The sequence below is a fragment of the Enterobacter sp. Tr-810 genome, assembly GCF_011752765.1.
In the GTDB taxonomy this organism is placed as follows: Bacteria; Pseudomonadota; Gammaproteobacteria; order Enterobacterales; family Enterobacteriaceae; genus Enterobacter; species Enterobacter soli.
In genome coordinates, this window is the sequence record NZ_VWWW01000002.1 from 486,274 (window position 1) to 512,342 (window position 26,069).

Sequence of the window (26,069 nt, forward strand, 5' to 3'; positions counted from 1 at the left end):
TCCTTACGCTGCCGTAACCGCAGCCACGTTGCGTTTCACATCGGCAATCACGGCTTTCAGCTGTGCTTTCTCTTCTTCATCCAGGCTTTGCAGCGGCGCACGTACCTGACCCGAGGTCAGACCGTTCAGCTCGCAACCGTAACGAATGGACTGCACAAACTTGCCGCCATCGAGGAAGTTCATCAGCGGCATCATGGCAGCCATGATCTTGCGCCCTTTCGCGAAGTCTTTTTCCACGACGCAGGCTTCATACAGCGCCACATGTTCACGTGGAATAAAGTTGGAGCCGGCACATACCCAGCTGCTCGCGCCCCAGGCGAAAAATTCCAGCGCCTGATCGTCCCATCCGCATGAAAGCGCAATATTCGGGAATTTGCAGGCCAGCAGATGCAGGTTGTTGAAATCACCCGAGCTTTCTTTAATTGCCACCACGTTGGACGAGCGGCTCACTTCGCGGAAGTAAGTCTCCCCCATGGTGATGCCCATACGGCCCGGGTAGTTGTAGAGCATGATCGGCAGCTGTGCCGCTTTATCCACCGTCAGTGCGTGATGGGCGTTTTCCAGCTCAGTTGGCAGCGCATAAGGCGGCGAGGTGACCAGAATCGCATCGGCTTTGATTTCACGGGCGTGCTTCGCGTAGTCCACCGCGTCTTCAGTCCGGATAGCACCGGTACCGATAATCAGCGGCAGACGGTTGCCAATCACCTGGCGGGCATGTTCCGCCAGCGCCTTACGCTCTTGCGCGCTCTGGGCATAGTATTCGCCGGTTGAGCCGCCAATGATGATGCCGTGCACGCGGCCTTCAATCAGGGACTCCAGCACATCTGTAAAGCGGGCGAAATCAATGCTGCCATCGGCTGCGTAAGGGGTAATTGCAGGGGTGTAGATACCTTCAAATTTCAACACGATAACCTCCTGGGGGAATTCACGACCATGACAGTCTGCTCAGCAGCCCATCAGACTGCGTTTGTTAAAAATTTGCACACAGGCGTGAAAGAGGTCAATGGATGAATATTTTTTGTATACATGAAAAATACAAAATAAATACGTCAGAATAGTAAGTTCCTACACAGTGTTAAAATTAATTCATTATTATTCATGTAGTTATAAGTTATTTTTTGAGGTAGTAATTTTCTACATGATTTCAGATAACGATCACATTCCGGAATTATTGCCCCTGGAGACGTATTTACAGCGTCAACACGGAGGCATAGTTTTAAGGCAAGATTTAACCAGAATTTAACAGCCAGCCGCGCTGATTGTGACCAAAATGTAAACAGAGGTATCGGGTATGCCCCAGAAGAAAGCGACACTCATTGGACTGATAGCCATCCTGCTCTGGAGCGCCATTGTCGGCCTGATTAAAAGCGTGAGCGAAGGTTTTGGCCCGATAGGAGGTGCAGCGCTGATCTACTCCTGTAGTGCAGTGTTGCTGCTGTTTACGGTCGGTTTTCCCAATCTGCGGCAGTTTCCGCGCAGCTACCTGATTGTGGGCAGCATTCTGTTCGTCTGCTACGAACTCTGTCTGTCGCTGTCGCTGGGATTTACCCATACGGGCCGCCAGGCGATTGAGGTCGGCATGGTGAATTACCTCTGGCCGAGTATGACAATTTTACTGGCGGTCATTGTTAACCGTCAGAAAACCAGCCCGCTGATTATTCCCGGCGTTATTTTAGCCGTAGCCGGAATATGCCGGGTATTAGGTGGCGATCAAGGATTCTCTTTTAGCGAGTTGACCCATAACGTGATGGAAAACCCTCTCAGTTATGGCCTGGCCTTCAGCGGCGCAATTATCTGGGCAATATATTGTGTGGTAACGAAATTTATCGCCAAAGGAAATAACGGCATCACCTTATTCTTTATTTTAACGGCGCTGACATTATGGATGAAATACCTGATTTCACCGCAACCTGAGTTTGTGTTGTCGTGGCATTCGTGGATCAGCCTGCTGTTGGCGGCTATCGCCATGGGCTTTGGCTATGCGGCCTGGAACGTGGGAATACTGCACGGCAATGTCACGGTACTGGCGGCGGCATCCTACTTTATTCCGATTGTTTCGGCAGTCCTGGCGGCCTTTATGCTGAATTCACACCTGGCGCTGTCGTTCTGGCAAGGCACCGCAATGGTTAGCCTGGGATCGCTTATCTGCTGGTGGTCTACCCGCAGCGTTGAACGAAAAAAGATACATAGCGAGGCCTCATAACGGCCCGCATTAAAAAGAAAGTAAGTAAGACCCTAATAATAAAAAACATCTTATCCGACCATCCTGCACCGGAGGAGTATTTGCCATGAAACACTCTGCATAACAGAAACGACGAGTTATTGATTTATTGAGATCGCTTTATCTGCTCTGGATAACGTTTTAACGATCTTACCTGACCTACATTTATTCCGTGATCGTTGAATAACGGCACTGGCGTTGTGCGCCTGTAATAAACCTCCATCGCTAATAAGGTTTATTACTGCGATGCCCAATACTGTTAATTCAACGACGTCGGGGAAAGACAGGAGTTACCATGTCAAATACCATTTCTGTAGAAGACGTTCCACTTAACCGCTTCCACCAGTTGTTGACCGTGCGCTCTGGCGGGGGTTCTTTTGTTGACGGCTATGTACTGAGCATCATCGGTATCGCCATGATGAAAGTCTCCCCTGCTCTCGGCCTCAGCGCCTTCTGGGAAGGGTTGATTGCCGCGTCGGCGCTGATCGGCATCTTCTTTGGCGGCTTTATCGGCGGCGCCCTGACTGACCGTCTTGGCCGTCGCGTGCTCTACTTCGTCGGCCCAACGCTGTTCGTTGTTTGCTCCCTTGCGCAGTACTGGGTGCAAAGCGGTGAAATGCTGTTTGCCCTGCGCTTTATGAACGGGGTTGCCGTGGGGATCGAATACCCGGTTGCGACCGCTTTCCTGGTGGAATTTCTGCCGAAGAAAAACCGTGGCCCTTGCCTGGCAACCCTCACTATCCTGTGGTTTGCCGGTGCGGCGGTGGCCTATCTGACCGGTGAAGCCATTCTGCACTTCGGCGGCCCCGACGCCTGGCGCCTGACGCTTGCCAGTACTGCCGTGATTGGCGCTCTGCTGTTCCTGGTCCGTCTCGGCACGCCGGAATCCCCGCGCTGGCTGATGAGCAAAGGACGTCACGCTGAGGCCGAAGCGATCATCCGCCGCGTATACGGCCCTGAGTTTGGCCTGGATAACCTGCCCGTTCAGGCAGAAAGCAAAAACCTCTCCTTCGCCAGTTTGCTCCACTCGGGCTACGGAAAACGTATGGCGTTTGTTACCGTCTTCTGGACCTGTTCCGTGATCCCGGTGTTCGCCGTCTATGCCTTTGCACCAAAAGTGCTGGAAGCCCTGCACCTGAGCGGCGGCTGGGCATCTTACGGTTCGGTGGCCATTACCCTGCTGTTTGTGGTGGGCTGCGTTATTGCGACGCGTCTGGTGAATACTCTTGGGCGCCGTAAACTGCTGCTGCACAGCTTCCTGTGGTCAGGGCTGGCCCTGCTGTTGCTCGGCTTCCTTCGCGATGGCCCTTCAGCGGTGATCCTGTTGATGTTTGGTCTGTATGCGCTGTTTATCGGCGGGGCGCAGGTGCTGCAACTGGTCTACCCGAACGAAATCTTCCCGACCGAGATCCGCGCCGGTGCCGTGGGAGTGGGAACCTCGCTGTCACGCATTGGTGCGGCCGTCGGGACCTGGCTGGTGCCGGTTTCTCTGCAAAGCATTGGGATTGGACCCACAATGTACATCGCCGCCGCGATCACCTTCTTTGGCCTGCTGGTGTCGTGGTTCCTGGCGCCAGAAACCAATGCGCGGAGCCTGGAAGATGCCTCCTCGCTGGATGATGAGCGCCCGCGCAACCCGATTTCTATGCAACAGGTTGTGATGCCAAAACGCCATATTCAGTGATCTAAAAGGGCCGCACGTTGCGGCCCTCTGTTATTCCTTTACGAGTTTCTCCACTTCCCTTCTTCGTTTTCTGAACGAACTGGGCGTTTCGCCATACTGCTTGCGGAACCACGAAATCAGATGCGAGGCATCGGAAAACCCGGTCGCAGCGGCGATGGCATCAATGCTGTTGCTCGAATCCGCCATCAGCTTACGCGCCTGCTCCAGCCTCATGCTACGCCAGTAGACCGCCGCCGAATGGCCCGTGCATTTGGTAAAAATCAGATTCAGCTGGCGAAACGTCACACCGGCAAAATCCGCCACATCACCCAGCGGGATCGGTGAATCAAGATGGTGCTGCATAAAAGCAATCACCTTACTGACCAGCTCATTTTCATAGACGTCTGGCGCATTCAGCGGGGCATTGTGTTTTGCCTTTCCCGCAGGTCGCGTGGCGTCATCCACCAGCAGGTATTTCAGCACCTTCTGCGAGCGCACCAGCCCACAGTGCTGGCGGATAAGATCTGCCGCCAGATCGATAGCGGTGCCACCCGGGCAGGAGATAATGCCGCCGTCTTTGATGTAGGTTTTATCGATTACCGGAATGGCTTTTGGAAAGCGCACCCGGAATTCATCGCGGGTGGTGAAGTGGATTGCGCAGTGACGTCCGTCCAGCAGCCCGGCATTGCCTGCCACAAACGCGCCGCTGCACAGCGTAATGATGGGGATATTGCGCGCGTGTAAATCACGCAGCGCCTGTAACAGCCATTCTGGTGGATTGCGTGTCTCTTCCAGCAGACCGCCCGCCACCACGAAGTAGTCCCACGCTTTGCTGAAATCAAGCGTTGCGGTGGGCGAAACCGGCAGGCCGCAGCTGGCCGTCACCGGCTGGTTATCACAGGTCATCCACTCCCAGCGACAAAAAATTTGTCGGCTGGAGAAAGACTCATCGGCGGCAAAACGCAACGACTCCACCAGCCCGGCCACCGAGGCCAGTGTGAACTGGCGCATCAGCAAAAAGCCGATGGTCAAATCGGGTTTAGGTTCAGCATTCGTTAACGGCATTGTCATCAGGCTCCTGCAATCCACCCAGCTTGCTCAGCAGGCGTTTCAGGTCAGCAATATCCTGCACATTCAGACCGGCAGTAATCATCTTTTCAGCGCTTTTCGCCTGCTCCACCATCTGCGCCAGCATGGCTTCGCCTTCAGCGGTCATCGTCACCAGTTTGCGACGACGGTTCGCGGGATCGGTCTGCACCGTCAGTAACCCGCTTTTGGTCATGCGATCGATAACGTAGGTTCCCGTGGCCTTATCAAACCCGGCACGGTTACCCAGGGTTTGCTGATCGCAGGTGGTTTCTTCGGCCAGAACTACCAGTATGGCGTACTGCACCGCGGAAAGCCCGGTATCCACGCACTGCGTCCAGCACAGGGTTGAGTGCTGCCCTGCCCGACGCATCAGATGCATTAACGAACTGTCTCCGTGAGGCCATAGCGGCGCGGCAACAATGAGATCGCGATTTTCTGACATCGGCTGTCTTGACTCCTGAAAACGATAAAACTATAGTTCGAGCACAAACAGTTTGAACTCAAACTATAACCTAAAGGTTCAATATAAAGGAACCCGCATGAAGCTTGTTGTAGGCATGACTGGCGCTACCGGCGCTGCAATTGGTGTTCGCGTGCTGACCGCGCTCAAAGACCTGGGCGTTGAAACGCATCTGGTTATCTCTAAGTGGGCGCGGGCAACGATTCAACTGGAAACGCCCTACAGTGTACAGGACGTTATCGCTCTCGCCTCGAAGACTTACAGTGAACACGATCAAGCGGCGGCTATTTCCAGTGGCTCTTTTCGCGTCGATGGCATGGTGATTGTGCCCTGTAGCATGAAAACGTTAGCGGCTATTCGTTGCGGTTATGGCGATGGGCTGATTGCCCGCGCTGCCGACGTCACGCTGAAAGAGCAACGCAAGCTGGTGCTGGTGCCGCGTGAATCGCCGCTGAATGCCATCCATCTTGAGAACATGCTCGCCCTGACCCGCGCTGGCGCCATGATGCTGCCGCCCATGCCCGCCTTCTATAACAAACCTGCCACCACTGATGACATTATCAACCACTGCGTCTCCCGCATTCTGGATCAGTTTGGCCTCGATAACGAGTTAACTCAACGCTGGGGCCAGCCCCAAGCGTCTTCCACTACGGCCTGAGGAGCGCCGCATGAAATATTATGATGATTTAAGAAGTTATATCGATGCGCTGGATGACATGGGTGACATCATGCACGTCACGCGTGAAGTTGACGGTGATTTTGAACCCAGTGCCATCACCCGTCGCAGCTACGAAATCCAGTCTCCGGCTCCGCTGTTTCATAAGGTGGCTGGCACAGAACCCGGCTTTCGTCTGTTTGGTGCCCCTGCCGGGCTCTCTTCACGTGCGGATATGCCTTACGCCCGCGTGGCAATGTCCCTGGGGCTGGCACCGGGATCCAGCGGCCCGGCCATTGTCGAAGCGCTATCGGCGGCACGCCTGCAACCGGGTATTCCACCCGTGCGGGTTGACTCTGCCGCCGCCCCCTGCCAGCAGAATATTTTGCGCGGCGACGACGCCACGCTGGACCGCTTCCCGATCCCGTTTGCCCATGATAAAGACGGCGGTCGTTACGCCAACACCTGGGGCACGCTGATTGTGAAACCCCCGGACGGAAAATGGGTGAACTGGTCCATTGCCCGGGTGATGAAGGTTGACGGTAAACGCATGGTCGGGCTGATTGTCCCAAGCCAGCACATCGGTCAGATCTGGGCCGAGTGGGTCAAGACTGGCGAGCCTATGCCTTATGCCCTGGTACAGGGCCCGGCTCCGGCCATCTCGTGTGTTTCCGGTATCCCGATCCCCGCTCATGCCGATGAAGCGGACTATATCGGCACGCTGGCAGGTGCGCCTGTTTCGGTGGTTCGGGCTGTGAGTATCAGCCTGGATGTGCCTGCCACCGCTGAAATTGTTATCGAAGGGCATGTTTCCATCACCCGCGACTGCCAGGAAGGGCCATACGGTGAATACGGCGGATATCTTGGGGAAGGCTCTTCGGCGCAGCCCACTTTTCATGTAGAAACCATCACTCATCGGGATGATCCTATCTGGCCGATGTCGGTAACCGGACGCCCGACCGACGAATCCCATACGCTGTGGGCAATGGGGCTGGCAGCGGATGCGTTAACCTACCTGCGTGAGGCGAACCTGCCGGTCACCACCACCTGGATCCCGGAAGATTCTACCGTGCACTGGCTGCTGGTGGTTGTCCCGCAGAACTGGCGTGAACTACTGCCGGGCGTCTCCAGTGAGGAACTGAGCCAGCGTATTGGCGAGGTGCTGTTTAAAACCGATGCGATGGTCTTTATCCCGAAAGTGTACGTTGTGGATGACGATTTCGACCCGACGAACCTGCGTGAAGTGGTGTGGGTGCTCTCAACCCGCGTGCACCCGGTCGGCCGCCGCGTGGTGTTTGACAATCAACGCGTGATCCGTTTGCCGCAGTGTTATGACGAGGCGGAGTATGTGGCAGGTCTTGGGGCGAAAGTGGTGTTTGATACGCTGCAAAGCAAACGCCATCTTCATGCTTCCTTTGCGCAAGGCTACCCGGAAGAGATCCGCCAGCGCGTACTGGATAACTGGTAAAATAAATAAACGCCTCTGCGGAGGCGTTATTAAACCGTTTATCAACCATCGCGATAAAACTATTCTTTTAAATAATCATTAAACGCGATTTAAATTTCACAGCACGATATTAAAATTGGCGTATTATCCCTCTCGTTTACAACGATCTCGTTATGGCGAGGCTCCTGTACAAATACACGTTATCGCTCTGGTGGGTTCGAGAGAACCGGCACAGGGTAAAACAGGCACTGTCGAATCAAGGCTTTGTCAGTATAACTTCCCTTGCGGGATACGGTGTACAGTGCTGAACCCAGGACGTGGGGATCTCCTCTTCGACATGCCCTGTCTTGCTCGCCCCTGAGAGATTTTATTCTTCAAAGGGAATTTACTATGTCTTACTCCATTCACAACAATAATCTGGCATTCAATGAAAGCGCAGTCGCGCAATATATGAATACCGATTTTATCGTTCTCGATATTTCATTATGCGTGGCGCTGGCACGTGAACAGTTTTTCGAAAAATTAAAAGATGATGATATTCCGTCACATGTTTTTATCGAAGATCAGGGGCGTCTGGCGGGCATGATTGCCGTGCGTCAATTATTACAGACCGCCGATACGGTACAGCCGGTCCGGGCGCTGATGATTTCGGAGTTTATTCAGCTGAAACCGGAAGATGAACGTTCAGACGTTGCCGGATTGCTGGCTCACGGCGGGGCGGATGTGGTTCCGGTGGTCACACACGGTAAGCTGGTCGGGTGCCTCACGGAGCGTGAAATCGCGCATCTGCTGGAAGATGACGTTACCGAAGATGCCCAGCGCCAGGGGGCCACGCTGCCGCTGGAGAAACCCTATCTGGAAACCAGTCCATTTAGCCTGTGGAAAAAACGCGCCGTCTGGCTGCTGCTGCTGTTTATCGCCGAAGCCTATACCAGCTCGGTTATCCAGCATTTTGAAGAGGCGCTGGAATCCGCCATCGCCCTGGCGTTCTTTATTCCTCTGCTGATTGGTACCGGCGGCAACAGCGGCACGCAGATCACCTCCACGCTGGTGCGTGCGATGGCGCTGGGCGAAGTACATTTACGCGACGTCGGGCGGGTGCTGCGAAAAGAGATGAGCACCTCGTTAATGATTGCTGTCACTCTGGGGCTGGCGGGCTGCGTTCGCGCCTGGATGATGGGCATCGGGATGGAAATTACCCTTATCGTCAGCCTGACGCTGGTCTGCATTACGCTGTGGAGCGCCATTGTCTCGTCCGTGATCCCAATGGTACTCAAGCGCTGCGGCATCGATCCTGCCGTGGTGTCCGCCCCGTTTATCGCCACACTTATTGACGGTACCGGGCTGATTATCTACTTCAAGATTGCCCAGTACACGCTGGGGCTGGAGTAATACTAAGGGCACCTCTGCCAGAGGTGCCCACGCCGTTACATATCACCCAGCTGATGTGCGATCTCGCGCAGCTGCTGAGCCAACGCTTGCAGGTTTTTCCCCTTCTCCCCTTTCGCCCCGGTTGACTGGCGCACCACCAGCCGAGCAGGCAGAATCGACGACATGCGCAGCGCATTGTCGTCGCCACTGTCCAGAATGCGCCGCACAGCCTCTTTACCCTGCAAATCCAGATCGAGCGATACTGTGGTTAACGCCGGGTAGAAGAACGAGCTTTCGTAGGTGCCATCGTAACCAATCACCGACTTCTCCGCCGGGATGGAAATTTGCTGCTGGTGGAAAGCGCTCAGTACGCCTAGCGCCATCTGGTCGTTGGCGACCAGCACGGCAGAAAATTGTGCCGTTTCGCGCAGCATTTGCAGGGCACCGGAATAGCCGCTTTGTGCATCCCAGTTACCACGAATGACCGTTGCCGGCTCCAGACCATAGCCTTTCAGCGTTTCGATCCAGCTTTTCAGCCTCAGCTGTGCCGACACGGAGGACTCCGGCCCGGCCAGCAGGGCAATCTCCCTATGGCCGAGTTCGTAGAGATATTTGACGCTGGCGCGCGTGCCATCTGCCGGGTTAAACGAAACGTTAAACACGGAACTGTACGGGTCAACATCGAGAAACAGGCAGACAATATCGTCGTTGTCCGTTGCGATTTTCTGCGCCTCTTCGGCCTCCAGCGGGACGTTGACAATCACTTTGCTGACCCGCTGAGACTTCAGCTCGTTAATGGAATCCTGGATACTATGGTTGACGTTCTCATCAATCATTGAGATCAGCACCTGGTATCCTTCCATATTGGCGTAGCGTTTGACCGCTGCCGCCACCTGTGAAGGAGCGTGTAAGGCCAGCGAAATGGTCACCAGCCCGACCGTCTGGGTCTGCTTTCCCACCAGCTGCTGGGCCAGTCGGTTTGGAACATACCGCAATAACTCTATGGATTTCTCCACCTTGTGACGCGTGGCTTCGGATACATTGGCAGATTTATTCAGTACCCTGGACACGGTCTGATAGGAGACGCCCGCATGGCGTGCCACATCCTCTAACGTCGCGCTTTTCGACTTCATGGTCCGGTTCCTTATGTTGTTATGCGCTGATTGTAACAGGGGCGATGTAAAAAAACGCACCCTGCTAACTTTTCATGCGCACAACACCATCAAAAAGTATGACGCTCACAATGCCACATTTCATGGCACATCTCATTAATCGTAACAAAATTGTCTATTTTATTTGCACTTAATCACACATTCACGATCGTGTAATTGCCAGATAACAGGTTTAGGCATTTTATGACTGCGGATTTGTGAACGTATTACAAAACAATAAGAGGGTAACAATGAACACGACGATCCGATCTGTATCCGTTGCGTTGGCTGCCGCGTTAGCGTCTCCTTCGCTGTTTGCAGCGTCTTCTGTACCGATTGATTTTCATGGATATCTTCGCTCCGGTGTGGGCGTCTCACGGGATGGTGGGATGGAGGAGTGGCAAAAAAATAAAATTGGCCGTCTGGGTAACGAAGCCGATACCTACGGCGAGCTGGAGCTGGGTTCTGAGGTGTACAAAAAGAACGACGTCAGCTTCTACCTCGACAGCATGGTGAGCATGGTCTCTGACGGTTCAAACGATAACGAAACCACCTTTGGTGATGATGCCCAGTTCGGTCTGCGTCAGTTAAATCTCCAGATCAAAGGTCTGATCCCGGGCGATCCGAATGCGGTGATTTGGGGCGGTAAGCGCTACTACCAGCGCCATGACCTGCACATCATTGATACCAAATACTGGAACATCTCCGGCTCCGGTGCAGGTATTGAGAACTATACGCTCGGCCCTGGCGCCGTTTCCGTGGCCTGGATCCGTGGCGATGCTAACGACGTGGATTACCGTGTGGACGGTGATAACGACGTGAACATCAACTATATCGACCTTCGCTATGCGGGCTGGAAACCGTGGGCAGGGGCATGGACAGAAGTGGGTATTGATTACGCCATGCCAAACCCTACCAACAAGCAGAAGGAGTATGGTGGGCTTTATGAGGCCGATAACGGCGTGATGGTCACCGGCGAGATCAGCCAGGATATGTTTGGTGGCTATAACAAGCTGGTGTTGCAGTACGCTAACAAAGGTCTGGCGCAGAACATGGTGTCACAGGGTGGCGGCTGGTATGACATGTGGAACTACGTCAACGATGCGACAGGCTACCGCGTGATCAATACCGGCTTGATTCCGATTACCGACAAATTCTCGTTTAACCACGTGTTAACCTGGGGCTCGGCGGATGACACCACGCAGTACACTGACAAATCACGCCTTGTTTCGCTGGTCGGCCGCGCCCAGTATCAGTTTACGGAATATGTCCGTCTGATTGGCGAAGTGGGTGGCTTCTACCAGGAAGATACCTATACCGACGGCTCGAAATACAAGCAGAGCGGCGAGAAGTACACCATTGCTCTGGGTCTGGCCGATGGCCCCGACTTTATGTCGCGTCCTGAGCTGCGCGTATTTGCGTCTTACCTGAATGATTCTGAGAAAGGGCAATCCTTCGAAGATGGTACTGCAAATAATACCTGGAACTTTGGCGTGCAGGTCGAAGCCTGGTGGTAATTAATTTTTAAAATGCGTTAATCGTTATTGTATCTCCAACAACTGGCAGTCTATTCTCCTGTTTCGGGATAGCCATTATTTTGGCTATCCCTTTTTTATATTTAATGATTAAAATGCTTATCTAATAACTGACGCAAGGTATCTGACTGCCGGCCAAATATCGCATGAACCTGCTGACCGATAATAATCACGCCAAGCGCCCCCTCCTCCTGTAACGCCTTTGAATTAACCTTATTTAAATCTTTTACCGTCACACGCAGACGGGTAATACAGGCTTCGACGTGCTCGATATTATCGTCTCCACCAAATGCAGGAATTAAACGCTGAGTAATTTGACTGTCCATAATATACCTCGCTTTTATACAGATAAAAAAATGCCTGCTCGAGGAGCAGGCACATTCACATTATGTCACCCAGAGGGTGCGGTCTGATGCCCTCACCCCAACCCTTTCCCACGGGGTTGAGGGATCCCCACAAAAAATACGAGCACGGACGGCTCCCTCTCCTTTTTGGGAGAGGGTTGGGGTGAGGGGGAACATACGGCTGAGGTGGTCATTCCGTTCACTTTATGTTCCTTGCTACTCTGTCACCACAATACCCGTGAACGTGCCAGGGTAGCTTACCGCCGCTACCCTGGCGACCCGGGCTCCCGGCAAGAAAATCGCCGCTTCGCGGTACCCTCAGCTTATTCCTTCCGGCTTTCGGGTCGGGCGCGATGCAGCGTCCATGCAAGTCGCGCCCTCTCGGCGCATCCATGCGCCTCGCCCCGGCCTACAGGAAACGCTTCGGCGATTTTCAGCCGGACCATGGAGCTGCGGTAAATCTTTTATTTCAATGGCGTAATGTCATCGCTGAATAAAGACAAACATTATTGGGGCTCCCTCTCCCACGGGGAGAGGGAGAAATCAGCTACGCTTTACGCCTAAGAACCCGGCAGTCCCACGCCAGCAGCACGGTATCGCCCGCAGCGGTGGCGTCTGTCATGCAGTCGGTATACCCCTGCGGCAACGTAATAAGCTGCTGCTGGGCGGTAAAGTTCTGCACAAACACCCAGGTGGTTTCACCGTCCGTGCGCGCTGTTGCGACGACACCCGGCGGGAAGTCACCGTCGATAGCCCGCGGCAGCGCCAGCTCGTTGATAATGGCGGCAAAGAAATCACGCTGGAACGGCAGATCGTTGCGCGATGCCACGTGCCACGCTTTACCGTTACCAAAGCGGTTCACCGTGACGGCAGGCCGACCGGCGTAAAAATCGTCACGGTAGGTCGCCAGCACCTGTGCGGACTCAGCGTGGATAAGCTCGCACAGATGACGAACCTGATACGGCCCCTGCAACCCTGACGCATTACCCGCCAGCCCCTGGACCAGGTTACGTTCGCCGTCATCCAGACAATCAATCTCCTCAGCCCAGATCCCTACCAGCTTACGCAGTGGCCCCGGGAAACCACCCAGATGGCAAAGATCCGTTTCATTCACCACTCCGCTCCAGTAGGTCGTCACCAGATGCCCGCCCGCAGCGACAAAGGCCTCTGCACGTTCGGCAAAGCCTTCACGCACCATATAAAGCATTGGCGCGATGACCAGCGCGTACGGGCTGAGATCGCCGTCAGCGTCAATGATATCCACCGCGATACCCTGCTCCCAGAATGGGCGATAGTGCTCGTTAACGGTTTTCTCGTACTCCATTCCTTTGTTGCGCGGCCCTTCGGCATCGTCCAGCGCCCAGCGGTTTTGCTGGTCGAAGATAATCGCCACCCGGGCTTCAGTGCGGCAGCCCACGACATCCGGCAAACGTTCAAGCATTTCGCCAAGGCGCGTCACTTCCCGTCCGACGCGGGTATCCAGATGACCCACATGGTCGATAATCGCCCCGTGGAATTTCTCCACCGACCCACGGCTCTTGCGCCACTGGAAGTACTGCACCGCATCAGCACCGTGGGCCACCGCCTGCATCGAGGAGAGAATATGCATCCCCGGTTTTTTCAGCTTGCTGGTCGGCTGCCAGTTGGTGGTGCTCGGCGTGGACTCCATCAACACAAAGGGTTTGCCGCCCTTCAGGCTGCGCATCATGTCGTGATACATGGCGGTGTAGCAGGCAAGCTGCGTTTCGTCTTTCTCCCTGTGCCACATCGGGTAGCTGTCCCAGGAGATAAAGTCGATCGCTTCGGCCAGCTGCCAGTAGTCGTAATCGTAGAAATACTCCATGAAGTTGGTCGTCACCGGCAGTTCCGCATTCGCGGCTTTCAGCGGGGCCACTTCATGGCGGCAGAAATCGGTCACCTGCGCCGTATTAAAACGTCGCCAGTCGAGGTTCAGGCCGTGGATCGACACCTCTCCCTGCGGTGACGGTGACTCAATCTGTGACCAGTCGGTGTAGGTATGGCTCCAGAAGGTGCTCCACCACGCATGGTTCAGGGCATCCAGGGTTTTATAGCGCGCCTTTAGCCAGTCGCGGAAACGTTCCTGACACAGGTTACAGTGGCATTCCCCACCGTATTCATTCGAAATATGCCAGCCCAGCACCGCCGGGTGCTGCGAATAGCGTTCCGCCAGCAGGCTGTTGATTTTCAGCGTCTTGTCGCGATACACCGGGGACGTCATGCAGTGGTTATGACGCCCGCCATGCAGTGCAGGCACGCGGTTGCGCCCCACGCGCAGCACTTCCGGGTATTTTTGCGACATCCATGCCGGGCGTGCGCCGGTTGGCGTCGCCAGGAAAATATGAATACCCGCCGCATAAAGTTTTTCAATAATAGTGTCCAGCCAGGCGAAATCATATTCCCCCTCGCGGGGTTCAAGTTTCGCCCAGCTAAATATCCCGACCGACATGACATTACATTTCGCCTGCTTCATCATGGCGATATCTTTTTCAATAATACCGGGGTAATTCTCCCATTGCTCCGGGTTATAGTCGGCGCCATGCAATAACGCAGCGACCTTTGAACTTAAAGGCGCAAATTTATTCATCATAAAAACATCCTGAATGAAGATTAAAAACTATTTAAATACCGTTATTGACGGCAGCACTTTTCCTTTGCAATCAAATAACGCCTGATTCTCGCGGGCATTTCCCTCTTTCCATTCATCATGGATATATTTCATGCCGGTTTTGGTCGCCCAGGTGGTACCGGGAACGGCAATCCAGGTCGGCTCCCAATAGAAAATACCTTTCCCGCGATGGTCAGGCACATCGATGACGGACTGCATTAAATCGTGAATATAATCGTACTGGCCCTGAACGGTGCCCGGATAGCCGCCGTCCTTCTCTTCTTTGGCCTGGAAGCTGTTTTCGGCGTTATCACAATTTTCCAGCGTATAGCCGTAGGCCGCTTCCACCACGATCACGTCTTTGTTATAGCGTTTGCTGATGTCATCCATATTGCTTTTGAGTGCGCTGAGCGGGCCGTTCCAGTAGGTGTACATCGACAGGCCGATAATATCGAACGGGACGTCGCGTTTGGTGATTTCATCAAACCACCAGCGGAAGGTGTCATTTTTGGTGCCTTCCGCCAGGTGCAGCATGATTTTCACCTGCTCGCCGCCGGTCAGATTCTCTTTCATCCCGCCAATCGCGGCGTTGAGTAGCCCGGCCAGGCGATCAAACTCGCCGCCGCCCTGCCCCCAGCTTTTCCCTTCTGGCCACAGCATTCCGCCGTTGATTTCGTTACCGATCTGCACCATGTCCGGCAGCACGCCCTCTTTCTTAAAGCGGGCAATGGTGTCGCGGGTGTAGTCATGGATAGCCGTTTTGAGCTGCGGGTAATCCATCTTTTCCCAGGCTTTCGGTTTGAACTGTTTACCCGGATCGGTCCAGAAATCGCTGTAATGGAAATCAAGGAGCAGCTTCATGCCCTGCGCTTTCACGCGCTTCGCAAGCTTAATCGTGTTTTCCAGATTGTTGCTGCCGCCACCGTAGGTATTGCCTTCGGCATCCTTAGGATCAACCCACAAGCGCAGGCGCACATAGTTCACGCCGTTCGCTTTGAGGATTGCTATCGCATCCTGCTGCTGACCGCTTTGGTTATAAAACTTCGCGCCGTGCTGTTCTGCTTCCAGCAAGGTCGAAATATCCGCGCCCTTAATAAAATCCGCAGGCATGGCGTTAAACGGACGGGTTTTCACCGCATCCGCGGCAAAAGCACTCGCGGCAAGGCCACATGAGAGGCAAACAGCAAGCAAGGCGGGTTTGAGTCTTTTCATGATTATCCTTTGGTACTCCCGGAGGTCAGGCCAGAGACGAAGTATTTTTGCAACGCCAGATAGAGGATCGCGACTGGCACAGCAATCAGTACCGCGCCTGCCGCATAGGTGGTGTAACTGGCACCCATTTTTTGCGCCACCAGGTTATAAAGCCCGATGGGTAAGGTGTATTTGTCCGGGGTGCGCAAAATGGTGCTGGAGAGGATGAAATCCCCCAGCGGCCCGGTAAAGGAAAACAGCGCCACCACGGCCACAATCGGTTTGGACAGCGGCATGATGATCTCGATGAAGATACGGAAGTTACTGGCCCCGTCCATGCGCGCAGATTCATCCAGATCTTTAGGAATGGCATCGAGATAGCCTTTCATCAGATAGGTATTCATCGGGATCATGCCACCGACGTAAATCAGCACCAGCGCCAGATGGCTGTTGATTAACCCCAGAAGCTGCGACAGCACAAAGATGGCAATCAGCGCCGAAAACTGCGGGATCATCTGTAGCAGCAGGAACAGCATCAGGCCGTTCTGGCGCCCCTTAAAACGAAAGCGCGAGAAGGCATAGGCCGTAAAACTGACGCTGATTAAGGTCAGCACCATGGTCAGGAAGCTGATTTTCATCGAGTTCCAGTACCAGGTCATGTAGTTCACCTGGCCGTTGAACAGGTCGGCGTAATGCTGGACCGAGAAGTTCTCCGGAATTATCGACGAGCTGAGCAGGCTGTTACCGGCGTTGAATGACGCCCCGACCGTCCACACCAGTGGATAAATGATGATCGTCGACACCAGCACGATAACCAGCCAGGAGAGCGAGAGGCGTACCCACTTCTCACGTTTAATACTTGGTGATTGAGCCATTGTTACGTCCCTTACGCCATGTCGTCGTTTTTGAAAGATTTGGTGGCGCGGAACTGCCACAGCGCCAGGCCGACGACGAAAATCGACAGCAGGATGGTGATGGTCGCCGCTATCGCGTACTGCGAAGAGGACATCGTCAGTTTGTAGATCCACGACACCAGAATGTCGGTCCCACCCGCATTCGACCCGACTACCGCCGGCCCGCCGTTGTTAAACAGATAGATAATGTTGAAGTTATTGAAGTTGAAGGTGTATTGCGTGATAAGGATCGGCGCAATCGAGTACAGCACCAGCGGCAGCGTAATGGTGCGCAGCTTAGTCGCACTGCTGGCGCCGTCCATGGTGGCCGCTTCATACAGATCTTCAGGGATCGCCTGCAACACGCCGGTGGTCATGGCGAACACAAACGGGAAGCCGAGCCAGGTCTGCATCATAATCAGCGCCGTTTTGGTCCAGAACGGGTCGGTCATCCAGGCTTTTGGCGCAATGCCAAAGAAGGCCAGAATCGCATTGTTAATCACCCCGAAGGAGTCGTTGAACATCCCGGCAAATACCAGAATGGTGACAAAGCCCGGCACCGCCCACGGCAGAATAAAGATGGTGCGGATAAGCGGCTTAAAGCGCAGATCTTTCTGGTTCACCAGGATAGCCAGCAGCACGCCCACCGAGCATTGCAGCGTGGTTGCGAGCAACGTCCAGACCACCGTCCACTGGAGGACGTCAAAGAAGGTCGAACGCCAGATGGAGAGTGTGAAAATATTGATAAAGTTCTTAAAACCAACCCAGTCCACCAGCTTCGCCGGCGGCGTGTGGTAGAGATTGTAGTTGGTAAAGGCGATGGCAAAGCCGAACAGAATGGGGAACACCACCACAAACACCAGCAGGATAAAACCCGGGGTGATCATCAGATACGGGAAGCCGTCGCTCAGCAACATCTGGTACTGTTTGCGCACGCTGTTAAGCGGCAGGCCTTCATCGCGTTTACGGCCGTTAACCCATGCATCACGCATCGACAAATACCAGACCATCACGCCAAACGCAGCGATTAAGACGCTGATGATCCCTTCGGCCAGCAGGAAGATGGAGTTGTCACGCGGCACTTCTTCGCCCAGCGTCACCAGCCCCCACAGCCCTTCACGCAGAAAATCAGCAAATACGCCGATAAAGCTGGCAAGCAGCACCAGGAAGATAACCCCTTTCAGCCACTGGCGATGATAGAACTGACCGAAGCCGGGTACGACAGCCATCAGCAGGCCGGTCCAGGCGTGACGCCCGGCAGCGCGCGGTTTGGCAAAATTTTCCGGGATGATACTCACAGACAACTCCTTTCAAAAAGAACGGGAGCCTGTACTCCCGTTCTGCGACAACAGAAAATTACTGGTTGCTGGCCTGCATGGCTTCGATCTGCATCTGAACCTGTTTTTCTGCGCTATCCAGCGCGGCTTTTGGATCTTGTTTACCGGTCAGGCTCAGCTCCAGCGCGGCGTTGGCCGGCCCCCAGACTTCGCCCATTTCAGGAATGCCCGGCATGGCGGTGGCACGTGCGGCCTGCACCGCCACGGCGCTGGCTTTCTCGTCATTCTTGATAACCGGATCGTCAATCATCGCCGTCAGCGGTGGGATCTCACGCGTCGCGATATAGCGCGTTTTCACGTACTGCGGCTGATTGATAAATTCGATGAATTTCTGCGCCAGCGCTTTGTCTTTGCTCCAGGTCGAGACGACATAGCCTTTCACCCCGAGGAACGAACTCATAGGCTTACCGTCCGGCAGTGTTGGCAGCGGCGCCACGCCGTAGTTGATCCCTGCCGCTTCATACGGCTGGAACGCCCACGGGCCGTTGATCACGGCGGCCGCTTTTTTCTCGGTGAACAGGGAGTCGATGGCATTCAGGCCGTTATCGCCAACAATCCCCGCCGGGAAAACATCGTCCGCATAGAATTTTTTCAGGTACGTGACGGCCTCTACCGCGCCCGGTTTGTTCAGGCCCACGTCGCTGGCGTTATAGCCGCCTTTGTCGTTTTGCCCAAAGATGTAGCCGCCCATCGGGGAGATCGCCCCCCAGCTGTAATAAATCTGGTCAAATTTGGCGAGCAGCCCGTACTGGTTTTTCGCGCGCTGCTGTTTGGAAAAGTCATACCAGTCCTGGAGCGAGTTCAGCGGCTTATCAATCAAATCCTTGTTGTAGATAAGCACCAGCGTTTCGACCGCTTTTGGCACACCGTACAGGGCGTTATCCATTTTGAAGGCGTTGATAGAGGCCGGGGTGTACTGTTCGGTCTGCTTAGCCTCCAGATTTAGGGGGGTCAATAACCCTTGCACAACGGCGCCGCCTAGCTGATCGTTAGGGATGACCAGCACATCCGGGCCAATCCCTGCCGGGCCGTCCAGACGCAGCTTTTCCAGCTGCTGAGCGTAAGGTGTTTCCTGAACGTTAACCTTCACGTCGTACTGTTTTTCAAAATCGGCGACCGCATCTTTAATACCGGACGACTTCTTGATGTCTTCCCAGACGTTAAGCTGCGTGGTGGCGTGGACCTGCACCGCGAGCGTAGAGAGGATCAGAGCAGCGAGTATGTTCTTTTTCATTATCAACCTCATGTGAAGGTATAACAATTTATGGTTTTTATCGCATTCAAACATCACTCACCTTCGCCGGACAACCTGTAAAAATCGATGGTGTACGTATGACGTCAAATGCATTTGGTTTGTTATACGCTACCCTTCACATCATGATAACTCTACAAAAAACTGTAAGTTGTGTGATCGTCATAACATTAATGGAATATCTGTATAGGGCGCGTGAATACTGGAAGTTATAGTCAGTGCAGACAAATTGCGCCGTCCAGCCATGTTAAACATAATTGTTATACGTAAAACATAACTGGCGACTTACTCGGGGAACACTGATGTCGAACATACAATTGAGGAATGTCACCAAACGCTTTGGCGACACCGTTACCTTGCACAACGTGAATCTTGACATTGAGGACGGCGAGTTCGCCGTTTTTGTTGGCCCTTCCGGCTGCGGTAAATCGACCATGCTGCGTATGATTGCCGGTCTGGAGGAGATCAGCGACGGGGAAGTATTAATTGGTAACGAAGTGATGAATGATGTCGCCCCGTCGCACCGCGGCGTGGCGATGGTGTTCCAGTCCTATGCGCTTTATCCGCACATGACGGTAGCGGAAAACATGGGTTACGGGCTGAAAGTGAATAAGGTGCCGAAGGATCAGATCCGCCATCAGGTGGAGATGGTGGCTAAAACGCTGCAACTTTCCCACTTGCTGGATCGTAAACCGAAGCAGCTCTCCGGCGGCCAGCGGCAGCGTGTGGCGATCGGCCGGGCCATCGTGCGCAACCCGCGCGTGTTTATGTTCGATGAACCGCTTTCAAACCTGGATGCTGAACTGCGCGTTGAGATGCGTCTGCATCTGGCCCGCCTGCACCAGGAACTCAAAACCACCATGGTGTATGTCACCCACGATCAGATTGAGGCCATGACCCTGGCCGATAAAATCGTGGTGATGAACTACGGCAAGGTTGAACAGATGGGTGCGCCGATGGATCTCTACTACAAGCCGGTTAACAAGTTTGTGGCCGGGTTTATTGGCTCACCGAAGATGAACTTCCTGCCCGCCACGGTAGAGGCCTGGCAACCGGGCGAGCTGACCGTGCGGCTGTCGCAGCAGAAATCGCTGACGCTGGCCCTGACCACCACCCCGCTGGCGCCAGGAAGCCAGGTGACGCTGGGCATTCGCCCGGAACATTTGACCACCGACACTCGTCAGGGTACGGGGCTGGAATTTAACTGTGAAGTGGTGGAACGCCTCGGGAACAACACCTATCTGTTTGGTCAGTGCTACGGCCACGACAACGTTAAAATCTTGCTGCCAGGGGACGTGAAGTTCGCCCCGTGGCAGAAGATTGATGTGGCCTTCGACGATCGTCACTGCATGGTCTTTGACGAACAGGATGTCCGCGTCAGTGCCGATATCGAAGATGCGGTGCGTTCGGTGGCCTAACCCGCCAGCCTCTCAACCGCCCCCTTAAACGCCTCAATCGCCAGCGCGACATCTTCAGCCATCACCGACTCCGCCGGATGATGGCTGACACCGCCTTTACAGCGTACAAACAACATACCCACGGGCCAGCGCTCTGCCATAGCAATGGCGTCATGCCCGGCACCGCTGGGCAGTGACAGCGTGCACCCCTGGACCGATTCAACGGCCTCCCCCAGCAATGCCTGCAAACGGGCATCGCACGGCGTAGCGGCGATGCGGTAAAACTCCTCGGCGCTGAAATCCAGCCCACGACGGGTAGCGATTGATTGCGCCTGCGCCAGTAATTCGTTGAGCAGCACATCCAGCGGAGCATCCTGCGGGCCACGAATATCCAGAGACAGCGCCACTTCGCCGGGGATCACATTCACCGCGCCGGGCAGGCAGCACAACTCCCCAACCGTTGCCACCAGATTACCGCCGTGGTGCTGCGTGGTGCTTTCTGTCATCACCATCCATTCGGCGGCGGCGGCCAGAGCGTCTTTACGATGAGCCATCGGCACAGTACCGGCGTGCCCTGCCTCACCGGTAAAGCGGCAGTTCAGGCGACGCGCGCCGTTGATGGCTTCCACCACGCCCAGCGCCAGCTGTGCCTGCTCCAGACACGGCCCCTGCTCAATATGCAGCTCCAGATAGGCGCTGAAATCGTCTTGATTTCTGGCGGCAAGGGCTACACGGGCGGGATCAAGCCCCACCTGCACCATTGCCTGCGCCACGCTGATACCGCTGGCATCGCATTTTTCGAGCCAGCTCTCAGGCCAGGTGCCCGTCAGGCCACGGCTGCCCAGCAGAGTAATGCCGAAACGGGTGCCTTCTTCATCGCAAAAGCCGACAATCTCAATGGCCTGCGCCAGGTGCCGTCCCTGCTGATGCAGGCTATCCACCACTTCAATGGCGGTGAGCACGCCGAGCATCCCGTCGTATCGCCCGGCGTTGCGCACGGTATCCAGATGCGAGCCAAGTAATACCGCCGGTGCGCCTTCCTGTATGCCCTCATAGCGCCCGCAAATATTGCCCACGCTGTCCTGCCAGACGGTCATGCCCGCCTGGCTCATCCACTGCCCGACCAGTTGGTTGGCCTGTAAATGCTGTGTGGAGAGATACACCCGTGTCAGGGCATCCGGGGTTTCGCTGACGGCGGCCAGCGCATCGGCGCGCGCCATCACACGGTCTGCCGCCTGCTGGCGTGTCGCTTGACTCATAGCGCCGTCTCGCTGCGGTAGTGATCCCACGCAGCCTGCATCGCCGCCCCCTGAGTGGTGATAAATTTCAGGTAATTCAGTACCGACTCCAGCGCGCTCAGGGTCGTCATCACGCAGTCTTTGCGGGCGTTGTAGCCCATAGTGCCAATGCGCCACACCTTGCCGTGCAACGGGCCGAACGAAGTGCCAATTTCGATACCGAAATCTTCCAGCATCAGCTTACGCACCTGATCGCCGTTCACGCCCTGCGGGATCACCACGCCCAGCACGTTGTTCATCTTGTGTTTCAGGTCGCCGAAGGTTTCCAGCCCCATCGCCTGAATGCCTTTCAGCAGTGCATCGCCGTGCAGTTTGTGGCGGGCAATGCCGTTATCCAGCCCTTCCTGGAGGATAAGCCGGGCGCATTCGCGCGCGCCGAACAGCGCGGTGGTCGCTTCCGTGTGGTGGTTCAGGCGCTCCGGCCCCCAGTAGTCCATCACCATGCCAAGATCGAAATAGTTGGAGTAGACCATCTCATCCACGCCGTGCTGATGGGCATCGGTACGGATGCCCTCTTCCACGCACTTACGGCGGCGGATCGCCTCTTCCATCCGTGCGCTCAGGGTAATGGGCGATGTACCGGACGGGCCACCGAGACACTTCTGCATCCCTGCCGATACCGCATCCAGCTCCCAGGCATCGGTTTCCAGCGGGTTACCGCCAAGCGACGCGGTGGCATCAGTGTAAAACAGCACGTCGTAACGGCGGCAAATGGCACCGAGTTCCACGAGCGGTTGCAGCATGGTGGTTGAGGTATCGCCCTGCACGGTCAGCAGCAGACGCGGGCGCACGCGTTTGATCGCATCTTCAACCTGATCCGGCGTGAAGACCTCCCCCCACGGCACCTCGATGGTGTGCACTTCGGCGCGACAGCGGCGGGCAATTTCACACAGCAGATGACCAAAACGACCAAATACCGGCACCAGCACTTTGTCCCCCGGACGGATCGCCGACACCAGAATCGCTTCAATCCCTGCGCGGGAGGTGCCATCCACCAGCATCGTCCAGCGGTTTTCCGTGCGGAACACTCCGCGATAAAGCGCCATCACCTCATTCATGTAGTGGGTCATGGCCGGATCGTACTGACCAATCAGCTGGCTCGACATGGCACGCAGCACGCGCGGATCGGCGTTGATCGGCCCCGGCCCCATCAGCAGGCGCTGAGGTGGATTGATTTGCGGAAATTGAGCGATGTCCATCTTTGTGTCCTTAGGTTAATTGAGGCCGCGCACGGAGGAGATAAACTGTTTCAGTTCAGTGGTCTGCGGGTTAGCAAACAGTGTTTTGCTGTCGCCCTGCTCCCACACTTTCCCCTGATGCATAAACACCACGCGGTCGCCCACTTCGCGGGCAAAATTCATTTCATGGGTGACGAGGATCAGCGTCATCCCCTCTGCCGCCAGCTGCTCCAGCACCCTGAGCACTTCGCCCACCAGTTCCGGATCAAGTGCCGAGGTTATCTCGTCACAGAGTAAAACTTTTGGCGTCATCGCCAGGGCACGGGCAATGGCCACGCGCTGCTGCTGGCCGCCGGAGAGGCTCGACGGGTAATAGTCCAGCCGATCGCCTAATCCGACTTTCTCCAGCATCTGCTGCGCCAGCGCCCGACATTCGGCGGCGCTTTTCTTCAGCACCCGGCGCGGCGCGAGCATCACATTTTCCAGCGCGGTCATGTGCGGGAACAGGTTGAAGTTCTGGAATACCATCCCGACCGAACGGCTGATTTCACGCGCCTGGGAATCCCGGTCGGTAATGGTCATGCCACCAAGCTTAATGCTGCCGTCCTGATACCCTTCCAGACCGTTGATGCAGCGCAGCAGCGTACTTTTGCCGGACCCGCTGCGCCCGATAATCGAAATCACCTGGCCCATGTCGATATCCAGATCCACGCCCTTGAGCACGTGGTTATCGCCGTAAAACTTCTGCACCTGATTAATGGTGATGAGAGGCATTGAATTTAGTCTCCAGATAACGGCTGTAACGCGACAGCGGGTAACACAGAATGAAATAGCCCAGCGCCACCAGCGCAAAGACTTTAAACGGCTGATACGTGACGTTGGTCAGCATCGTCCCGGCTTTGGTCAGCTCGATAAAACCGATAATCGACGCCAGCGCTGTGCCTTTAATCACCTGCACGGCAAAACCCACCGTGGGGGCAATAGCAATGCGTAACGCCTGCGGGGCGACCACGCGAAACAGAGTTTGACCAAAGCTTAATCCCAGGCAGCGCGAGGCTTCCCACTGCCCTTTTGGCAGCGCACGAATACTGCCAAACCAGATATCGAGCAAAAAAGCACTGGTGTAAAACGTCAGCGCCAGCGAGGCCGCAGTCCAGGGTGAAACGTCGATACCAAACAACGCCACGCCAAAAAAGGCCAGGAACAGCTGCATCAGCAGCGGCGTGCCCTGGAACAGCTCAATATAGCCGCGGATCAGGTGTTTTACCGTGCGACCGCCCGTCATGCGCAGCAGCAACAGCGGCAGTGTTACCACCGCCCCGCCGACAAACGCCACCAGCGACAGCAATACCGTCCAGCGCCCGGCGAGCAGCAAATTGCGAATAATGTCCCAGTCGGTAAAGGTGGTCATCATACCTGCACCCCCAGCCATTTCCGCCCTGCCGCCATCATCAACTGGCGAAGCGTAATCGACAGCACTAAGTAAATTCCGGTTGTCACCAGATAGACCTCAAAGCTCAGAAAGGTTCTGGACTGGATCAGGTTGGCGGCAAAGGTCAGCTCCTCGTAAGAAACCTGTGACACCACCGACGAGCCCAGCATCACGATGATGCACTGGCTCACCAGCGCCGGATAAATACGTTGCAGCGAGGGCGGTAACACCACCCGGATAAAGGTCTGCAAACGCGTTAGCCCCAGCACCCGCCCGGCCTCCCACTGCCCTTTTGGCGTCACCTGAATACCTGCGCGGATGATCTCGGTGCTGTACGCCCCCAGATTCACCACCATCGCCAGCAGCGCCGCTTCCCCGGCGGTCATCTTCAGCCCCATATTGGGCAGGCCGAAAACGATAAAAAATAGCTGAACCACAAACGGCGTATTACGGATAATTTCCACGTACCCGCCCCAGATCCGGCTATACCATGTCGCCCGCCCGCTGCGAATGGCCGCCCCGAAAATACCGATTGCCAGGCCGCCGACGGTCGCCATCACGGTGAGTTGAATGGTGACCCACAGCCCTGCCAGCAGCTCCGGCCAGTGTGGCCAGAGCTCAGAAAAATGCAGTTGCTCAGACATGCCTTATACGCCAAGGCTTGCCGGCAGCGGAGCTTTCAGCCATTGCTCAGACAGCCCATTCAGCGTGCCGTCTTTGATCCCTTGCTCAATCAGGGCGTCCACTTTTGCTTTCAGGGCCGGTTCGTTTTTCTTCAGGCCGATAAAGCACGGTGAGTCTTTCAGCATAAAGCTCGGCACCGGCGCTTTATCCGCGTTCTGGCGTGAAATCGCCGCTACCACGAGGTTGCCGGTCGCCACATACTGCACCTGGCCGGAAAGGTAGGCCGACAGCGTAGTGTTGTTGTCTTCATAGCGTTTCACGTCGGCATCTTTCGGTGCCAGGCTGGTGAGCACCATGTCTTCCACCGCACCACGCGTCACGCCGATGGTTTTTCCGCTCAGCGCGGCGGCATCTTTCAGCTCAGCCCCTTTCGGGCCAAATACGCCGAGGAAGAAAGGCGCATAGGCACGGCTAAAGTCGATCACCTTTTCACGTTCGGCGTTTTTGCCCAGGCTTGAGATAACCAGATCGACCTTATCGGTTTGCAGGTATGGCACGCGGTTGGCGCTGGTTACTGGCACCAGTTGCAGCTTGAGCTTCATCTGTTTTGCCAGATAGCGCGCCATATCGATGTCGTAACCCTGCGGCTGGAGATCGGTTCCCACCGAGCCGAACGGTGGGAAGTCCTGCGGGACGGCGATGCGCAGCGTACCGCGCTTTTCAATATCCTGAAGCTGGTCAGCTTTTGCTGGCAGTTGTGTGAACAGACAAGCGGCCCCGGCCAGTGCAATCAACAGTTTTTTCATGGTGTTTACCCGTTACGTTAGCATGAAACAAAAGATTCTTTGAATTAACTTTTGCAACTAATGTGCCAGACAAGGCGAAACGGGAAATTTTGTTAGAAA

The 26,069-nt window shown here is 55.2% G+C and carries 23 protein-coding genes and 1 riboswitch; of the genes, 7 read left to right on the top strand and 16 right to left on the bottom strand.

What is annotated here, in order from left to right:
• Window positions 1–3: 3 nt before the first annotated feature.
• Window positions 4–906, bottom strand: a complete 903-nt coding sequence (locus F3J30_RS08965) for a dihydrodipicolinate synthase family protein (RefSeq protein ID WP_348771115.1) — start codon at window positions 904–906, stop codon at window positions 4–6.
• Between the two features lie 385 nt (window positions 907–1,291).
• Here F3J30_RS08965 and yddG point away from each other — a divergent pair, with 385 nt between their 5' ends.
• Complete coding sequence (yddG, locus tag F3J30_RS08970) at window positions 1,292–2,203, top strand: aromatic amino acid DMT transporter YddG (protein ID WP_166717006.1); 912 nt, start codon at window positions 1,292–1,294, stop codon at window positions 2,201–2,203.
• A 313-nt stretch (window positions 2,204–2,516) separates the two neighbouring features.
• A complete protein-coding gene (locus tag F3J30_RS08975) occupies window positions 2,517–3,905 on the top strand; it encodes an MFS transporter (protein ID WP_166717007.1) in 1,389 nt (462 codons plus the stop codon).
• A 30-nt stretch (window positions 3,906–3,935) separates the two neighbouring features.
• On the opposite strand, the gene F3J30_RS08980 is transcribed toward F3J30_RS08975, so the two are convergent.
• Together F3J30_RS08980 and F3J30_RS08985 are read right to left on the bottom strand one after the other, a co-directional pair.
• Entirely contained in the window at window positions 3,936–4,949 is a 1,014-nt protein-coding gene (locus tag F3J30_RS08980; RefSeq protein ID WP_166717153.1) for a helix-turn-helix domain-containing protein, read from the bottom strand.
• Window positions 4,930–5,415 carry a MarR family winged helix-turn-helix transcriptional regulator gene (locus tag F3J30_RS08985; RefSeq protein WP_166717008.1) on the bottom strand — a complete coding sequence of 162 codons (486 nt, stop codon included), beginning with the start codon at window positions 5,413–5,415 and terminating at the stop codon, window positions 4,930–4,932. The genes F3J30_RS08980 and F3J30_RS08985 overlap by 20 nt, the downstream gene beginning before the upstream one ends.
• 97 nt (window positions 5,416–5,512) lie before the next feature.
• Here F3J30_RS08985 and F3J30_RS08990 point away from each other — a divergent pair, with 97 nt between their 5' ends.
• From F3J30_RS08990 to F3J30_RS09000, 3 genes are all read left to right on the top strand, one after another.
• Window positions 5,513–6,091 carry a UbiX family flavin prenyltransferase gene (locus F3J30_RS08990; RefSeq protein WP_166717009.1) on the top strand — a complete coding sequence of 193 codons (579 nt, stop codon included), beginning with the start codon at window positions 5,513–5,515 and terminating at the stop codon, window positions 6,089–6,091.
• Between the two features lie 10 nt (window positions 6,092–6,101).
• The gene (locus tag F3J30_RS08995) at window positions 6,102–7,556 is read left to right on the top strand and encodes a UbiD family decarboxylase (protein ID WP_166717010.1); all 1,455 of its coding nucleotides are present in this window, start codon (window positions 6,102–6,104) and stop codon (window positions 7,554–7,556) included.
• Window positions 7,557–7,695: 139 nt separating this feature from the next.
• Window positions 7,696–7,865: riboswitch (M-box (ykoK) riboswitch) on the top strand.
• Between the two features lie 60 nt (window positions 7,866–7,925).
• A complete protein-coding gene (locus F3J30_RS09000; RefSeq protein WP_166717011.1) occupies window positions 7,926–8,927 on the top strand; it encodes a magnesium transporter in 1,002 nt (333 codons plus the stop codon).
• 35 nt (window positions 8,928–8,962) lie between these two features.
• Here F3J30_RS09000 and F3J30_RS09005 read toward each other — a convergent pair whose 3' ends face one another.
• Window positions 8,963–10,039, bottom strand: coding sequence for a LacI family DNA-binding transcriptional regulator (locus F3J30_RS09005; RefSeq protein WP_166717012.1), 1,077 nt, complete (start codon window positions 10,037–10,039; stop codon window positions 8,963–8,965).
• A 269-nt stretch (window positions 10,040–10,308) separates the two neighbouring features.
• On the opposite strand from F3J30_RS09005, the gene F3J30_RS09010 reads away from it, so the two are divergent.
• Window positions 10,309–11,574 (top strand): maltoporin, encoded by a 1,266-nt coding sequence (locus F3J30_RS09010; protein WP_014069683.1) that lies wholly within the window; start codon window positions 10,309–10,311, stop codon window positions 11,572–11,574.
• Window positions 11,575–11,675: 101 nt separating this feature from the next.
• Here F3J30_RS09010 and F3J30_RS09015 read toward each other — a convergent pair whose 3' ends face one another.
• The 6 genes from F3J30_RS09015 to F3J30_RS09040 all read right to left on the bottom strand — a co-directional run bounded on the left by F3J30_RS09015 (window position 11,676) and on the right by F3J30_RS09040 (window position 19,217).
• A complete protein-coding gene (locus tag F3J30_RS09015) occupies window positions 11,676–11,918 on the bottom strand; it encodes a PTS transporter subunit EIIB (RefSeq protein ID WP_014069682.1) in 243 nt (80 codons plus the stop codon).
• Between the two features lie 565 nt (window positions 11,919–12,483).
• Window positions 12,484–14,541, bottom strand: coding sequence for a beta-galactosidase (locus F3J30_RS09020; protein ID WP_166717154.1), 2,058 nt, complete (start codon window positions 14,539–14,541; stop codon window positions 12,484–12,486).
• 30 nt (window positions 14,542–14,571) lie between these two features.
• A complete protein-coding gene (locus F3J30_RS09025; RefSeq protein WP_014069680.1) occupies window positions 14,572–15,774 on the bottom strand; it encodes an arabinogalactan endo-beta-1,4-galactanase in 1,203 nt (400 codons plus the stop codon).
• Window positions 15,775–15,776: 2 nt separating this feature from the next.
• Window positions 15,777–16,628 carry a sugar ABC transporter permease gene (locus tag F3J30_RS09030; protein ID WP_014069679.1) on the bottom strand — a complete coding sequence of 284 codons (852 nt, stop codon included), beginning with the start codon at window positions 16,626–16,628 and terminating at the stop codon, window positions 15,777–15,779.
• Between the two features lie 11 nt (window positions 16,629–16,639).
• Complete coding sequence (locus F3J30_RS09035; protein WP_245551573.1) at window positions 16,640–17,875, bottom strand: sugar ABC transporter permease; 1,236 nt, start codon at window positions 17,873–17,875, stop codon at window positions 16,640–16,642.
• Window positions 17,876–18,002: 127 nt separating this feature from the next.
• Window positions 18,003–19,217, bottom strand: a complete 1,215-nt coding sequence (locus F3J30_RS09040; RefSeq protein WP_014069677.1) for an extracellular solute-binding protein — start codon at window positions 19,215–19,217, stop codon at window positions 18,003–18,005.
• Window positions 19,218–19,537: 320 nt separating this feature from the next.
• Here F3J30_RS09040 and F3J30_RS09045 point away from each other — a divergent pair, with 320 nt between their 5' ends.
• A complete protein-coding gene (locus F3J30_RS09045) occupies window positions 19,538–20,653 on the top strand; it encodes an ABC transporter ATP-binding protein (RefSeq protein WP_166717013.1) in 1,116 nt (371 codons plus the stop codon).
• On the opposite strand, the gene hpxK is transcribed toward F3J30_RS09045, so the two are convergent.
• Genes hpxK through F3J30_RS09075 form a run of 6 tightly spaced genes read right to left on the bottom strand, consistent with a single transcriptional unit; the run spans window position 20,650 to window position 25,970 of the window.
• Window positions 20,650–21,891 (bottom strand): allantoate amidohydrolase, encoded by a 1,242-nt coding sequence (hpxK, locus tag F3J30_RS09050; RefSeq protein WP_166717014.1) that lies wholly within the window; start codon window positions 21,889–21,891, stop codon window positions 20,650–20,652. The two genes, F3J30_RS09045 and hpxK, sit on opposite strands and share 4 nt — an antisense overlap.
• A complete protein-coding gene (locus tag F3J30_RS09055) occupies window positions 21,888–23,129 on the bottom strand; it encodes an alanine--glyoxylate aminotransferase family protein (RefSeq protein ID WP_166717015.1) in 1,242 nt (413 codons plus the stop codon). Before F3J30_RS09055 ends, hpxK begins: the two co-directional genes overlap by 4 nt.
• Before the next feature lie 15 nt (window positions 23,130–23,144).
• Window positions 23,145–23,882: an amino acid ABC transporter ATP-binding protein gene (locus F3J30_RS09060; protein WP_014069673.1), complete on the bottom strand. Its 738-nt coding sequence runs from the start codon at window positions 23,880–23,882 to the stop codon at window positions 23,145–23,147.
• Entirely contained in the window at window positions 23,863–24,519 is a 657-nt protein-coding gene (locus tag F3J30_RS09065) for an amino acid ABC transporter permease (RefSeq protein ID WP_166717155.1), read from the bottom strand. The genes F3J30_RS09060 and F3J30_RS09065 overlap by 20 nt, the downstream gene beginning before the upstream one ends.
• Window positions 24,519–25,184: an amino acid ABC transporter permease gene (locus tag F3J30_RS09070; protein WP_166717016.1), complete on the bottom strand. Its 666-nt coding sequence runs from the start codon at window positions 25,182–25,184 to the stop codon at window positions 24,519–24,521. The genes F3J30_RS09065 and F3J30_RS09070 overlap by 1 nt, the downstream gene beginning before the upstream one ends.
• 3 nt (window positions 25,185–25,187) lie before the next feature.
• Window positions 25,188–25,970, bottom strand: coding sequence for a transporter substrate-binding domain-containing protein (locus F3J30_RS09075; RefSeq protein WP_166717017.1), 783 nt, complete (start codon window positions 25,968–25,970; stop codon window positions 25,188–25,190).
• Between the last annotated feature and the right edge of the window lie 99 nt (window positions 25,971–26,069).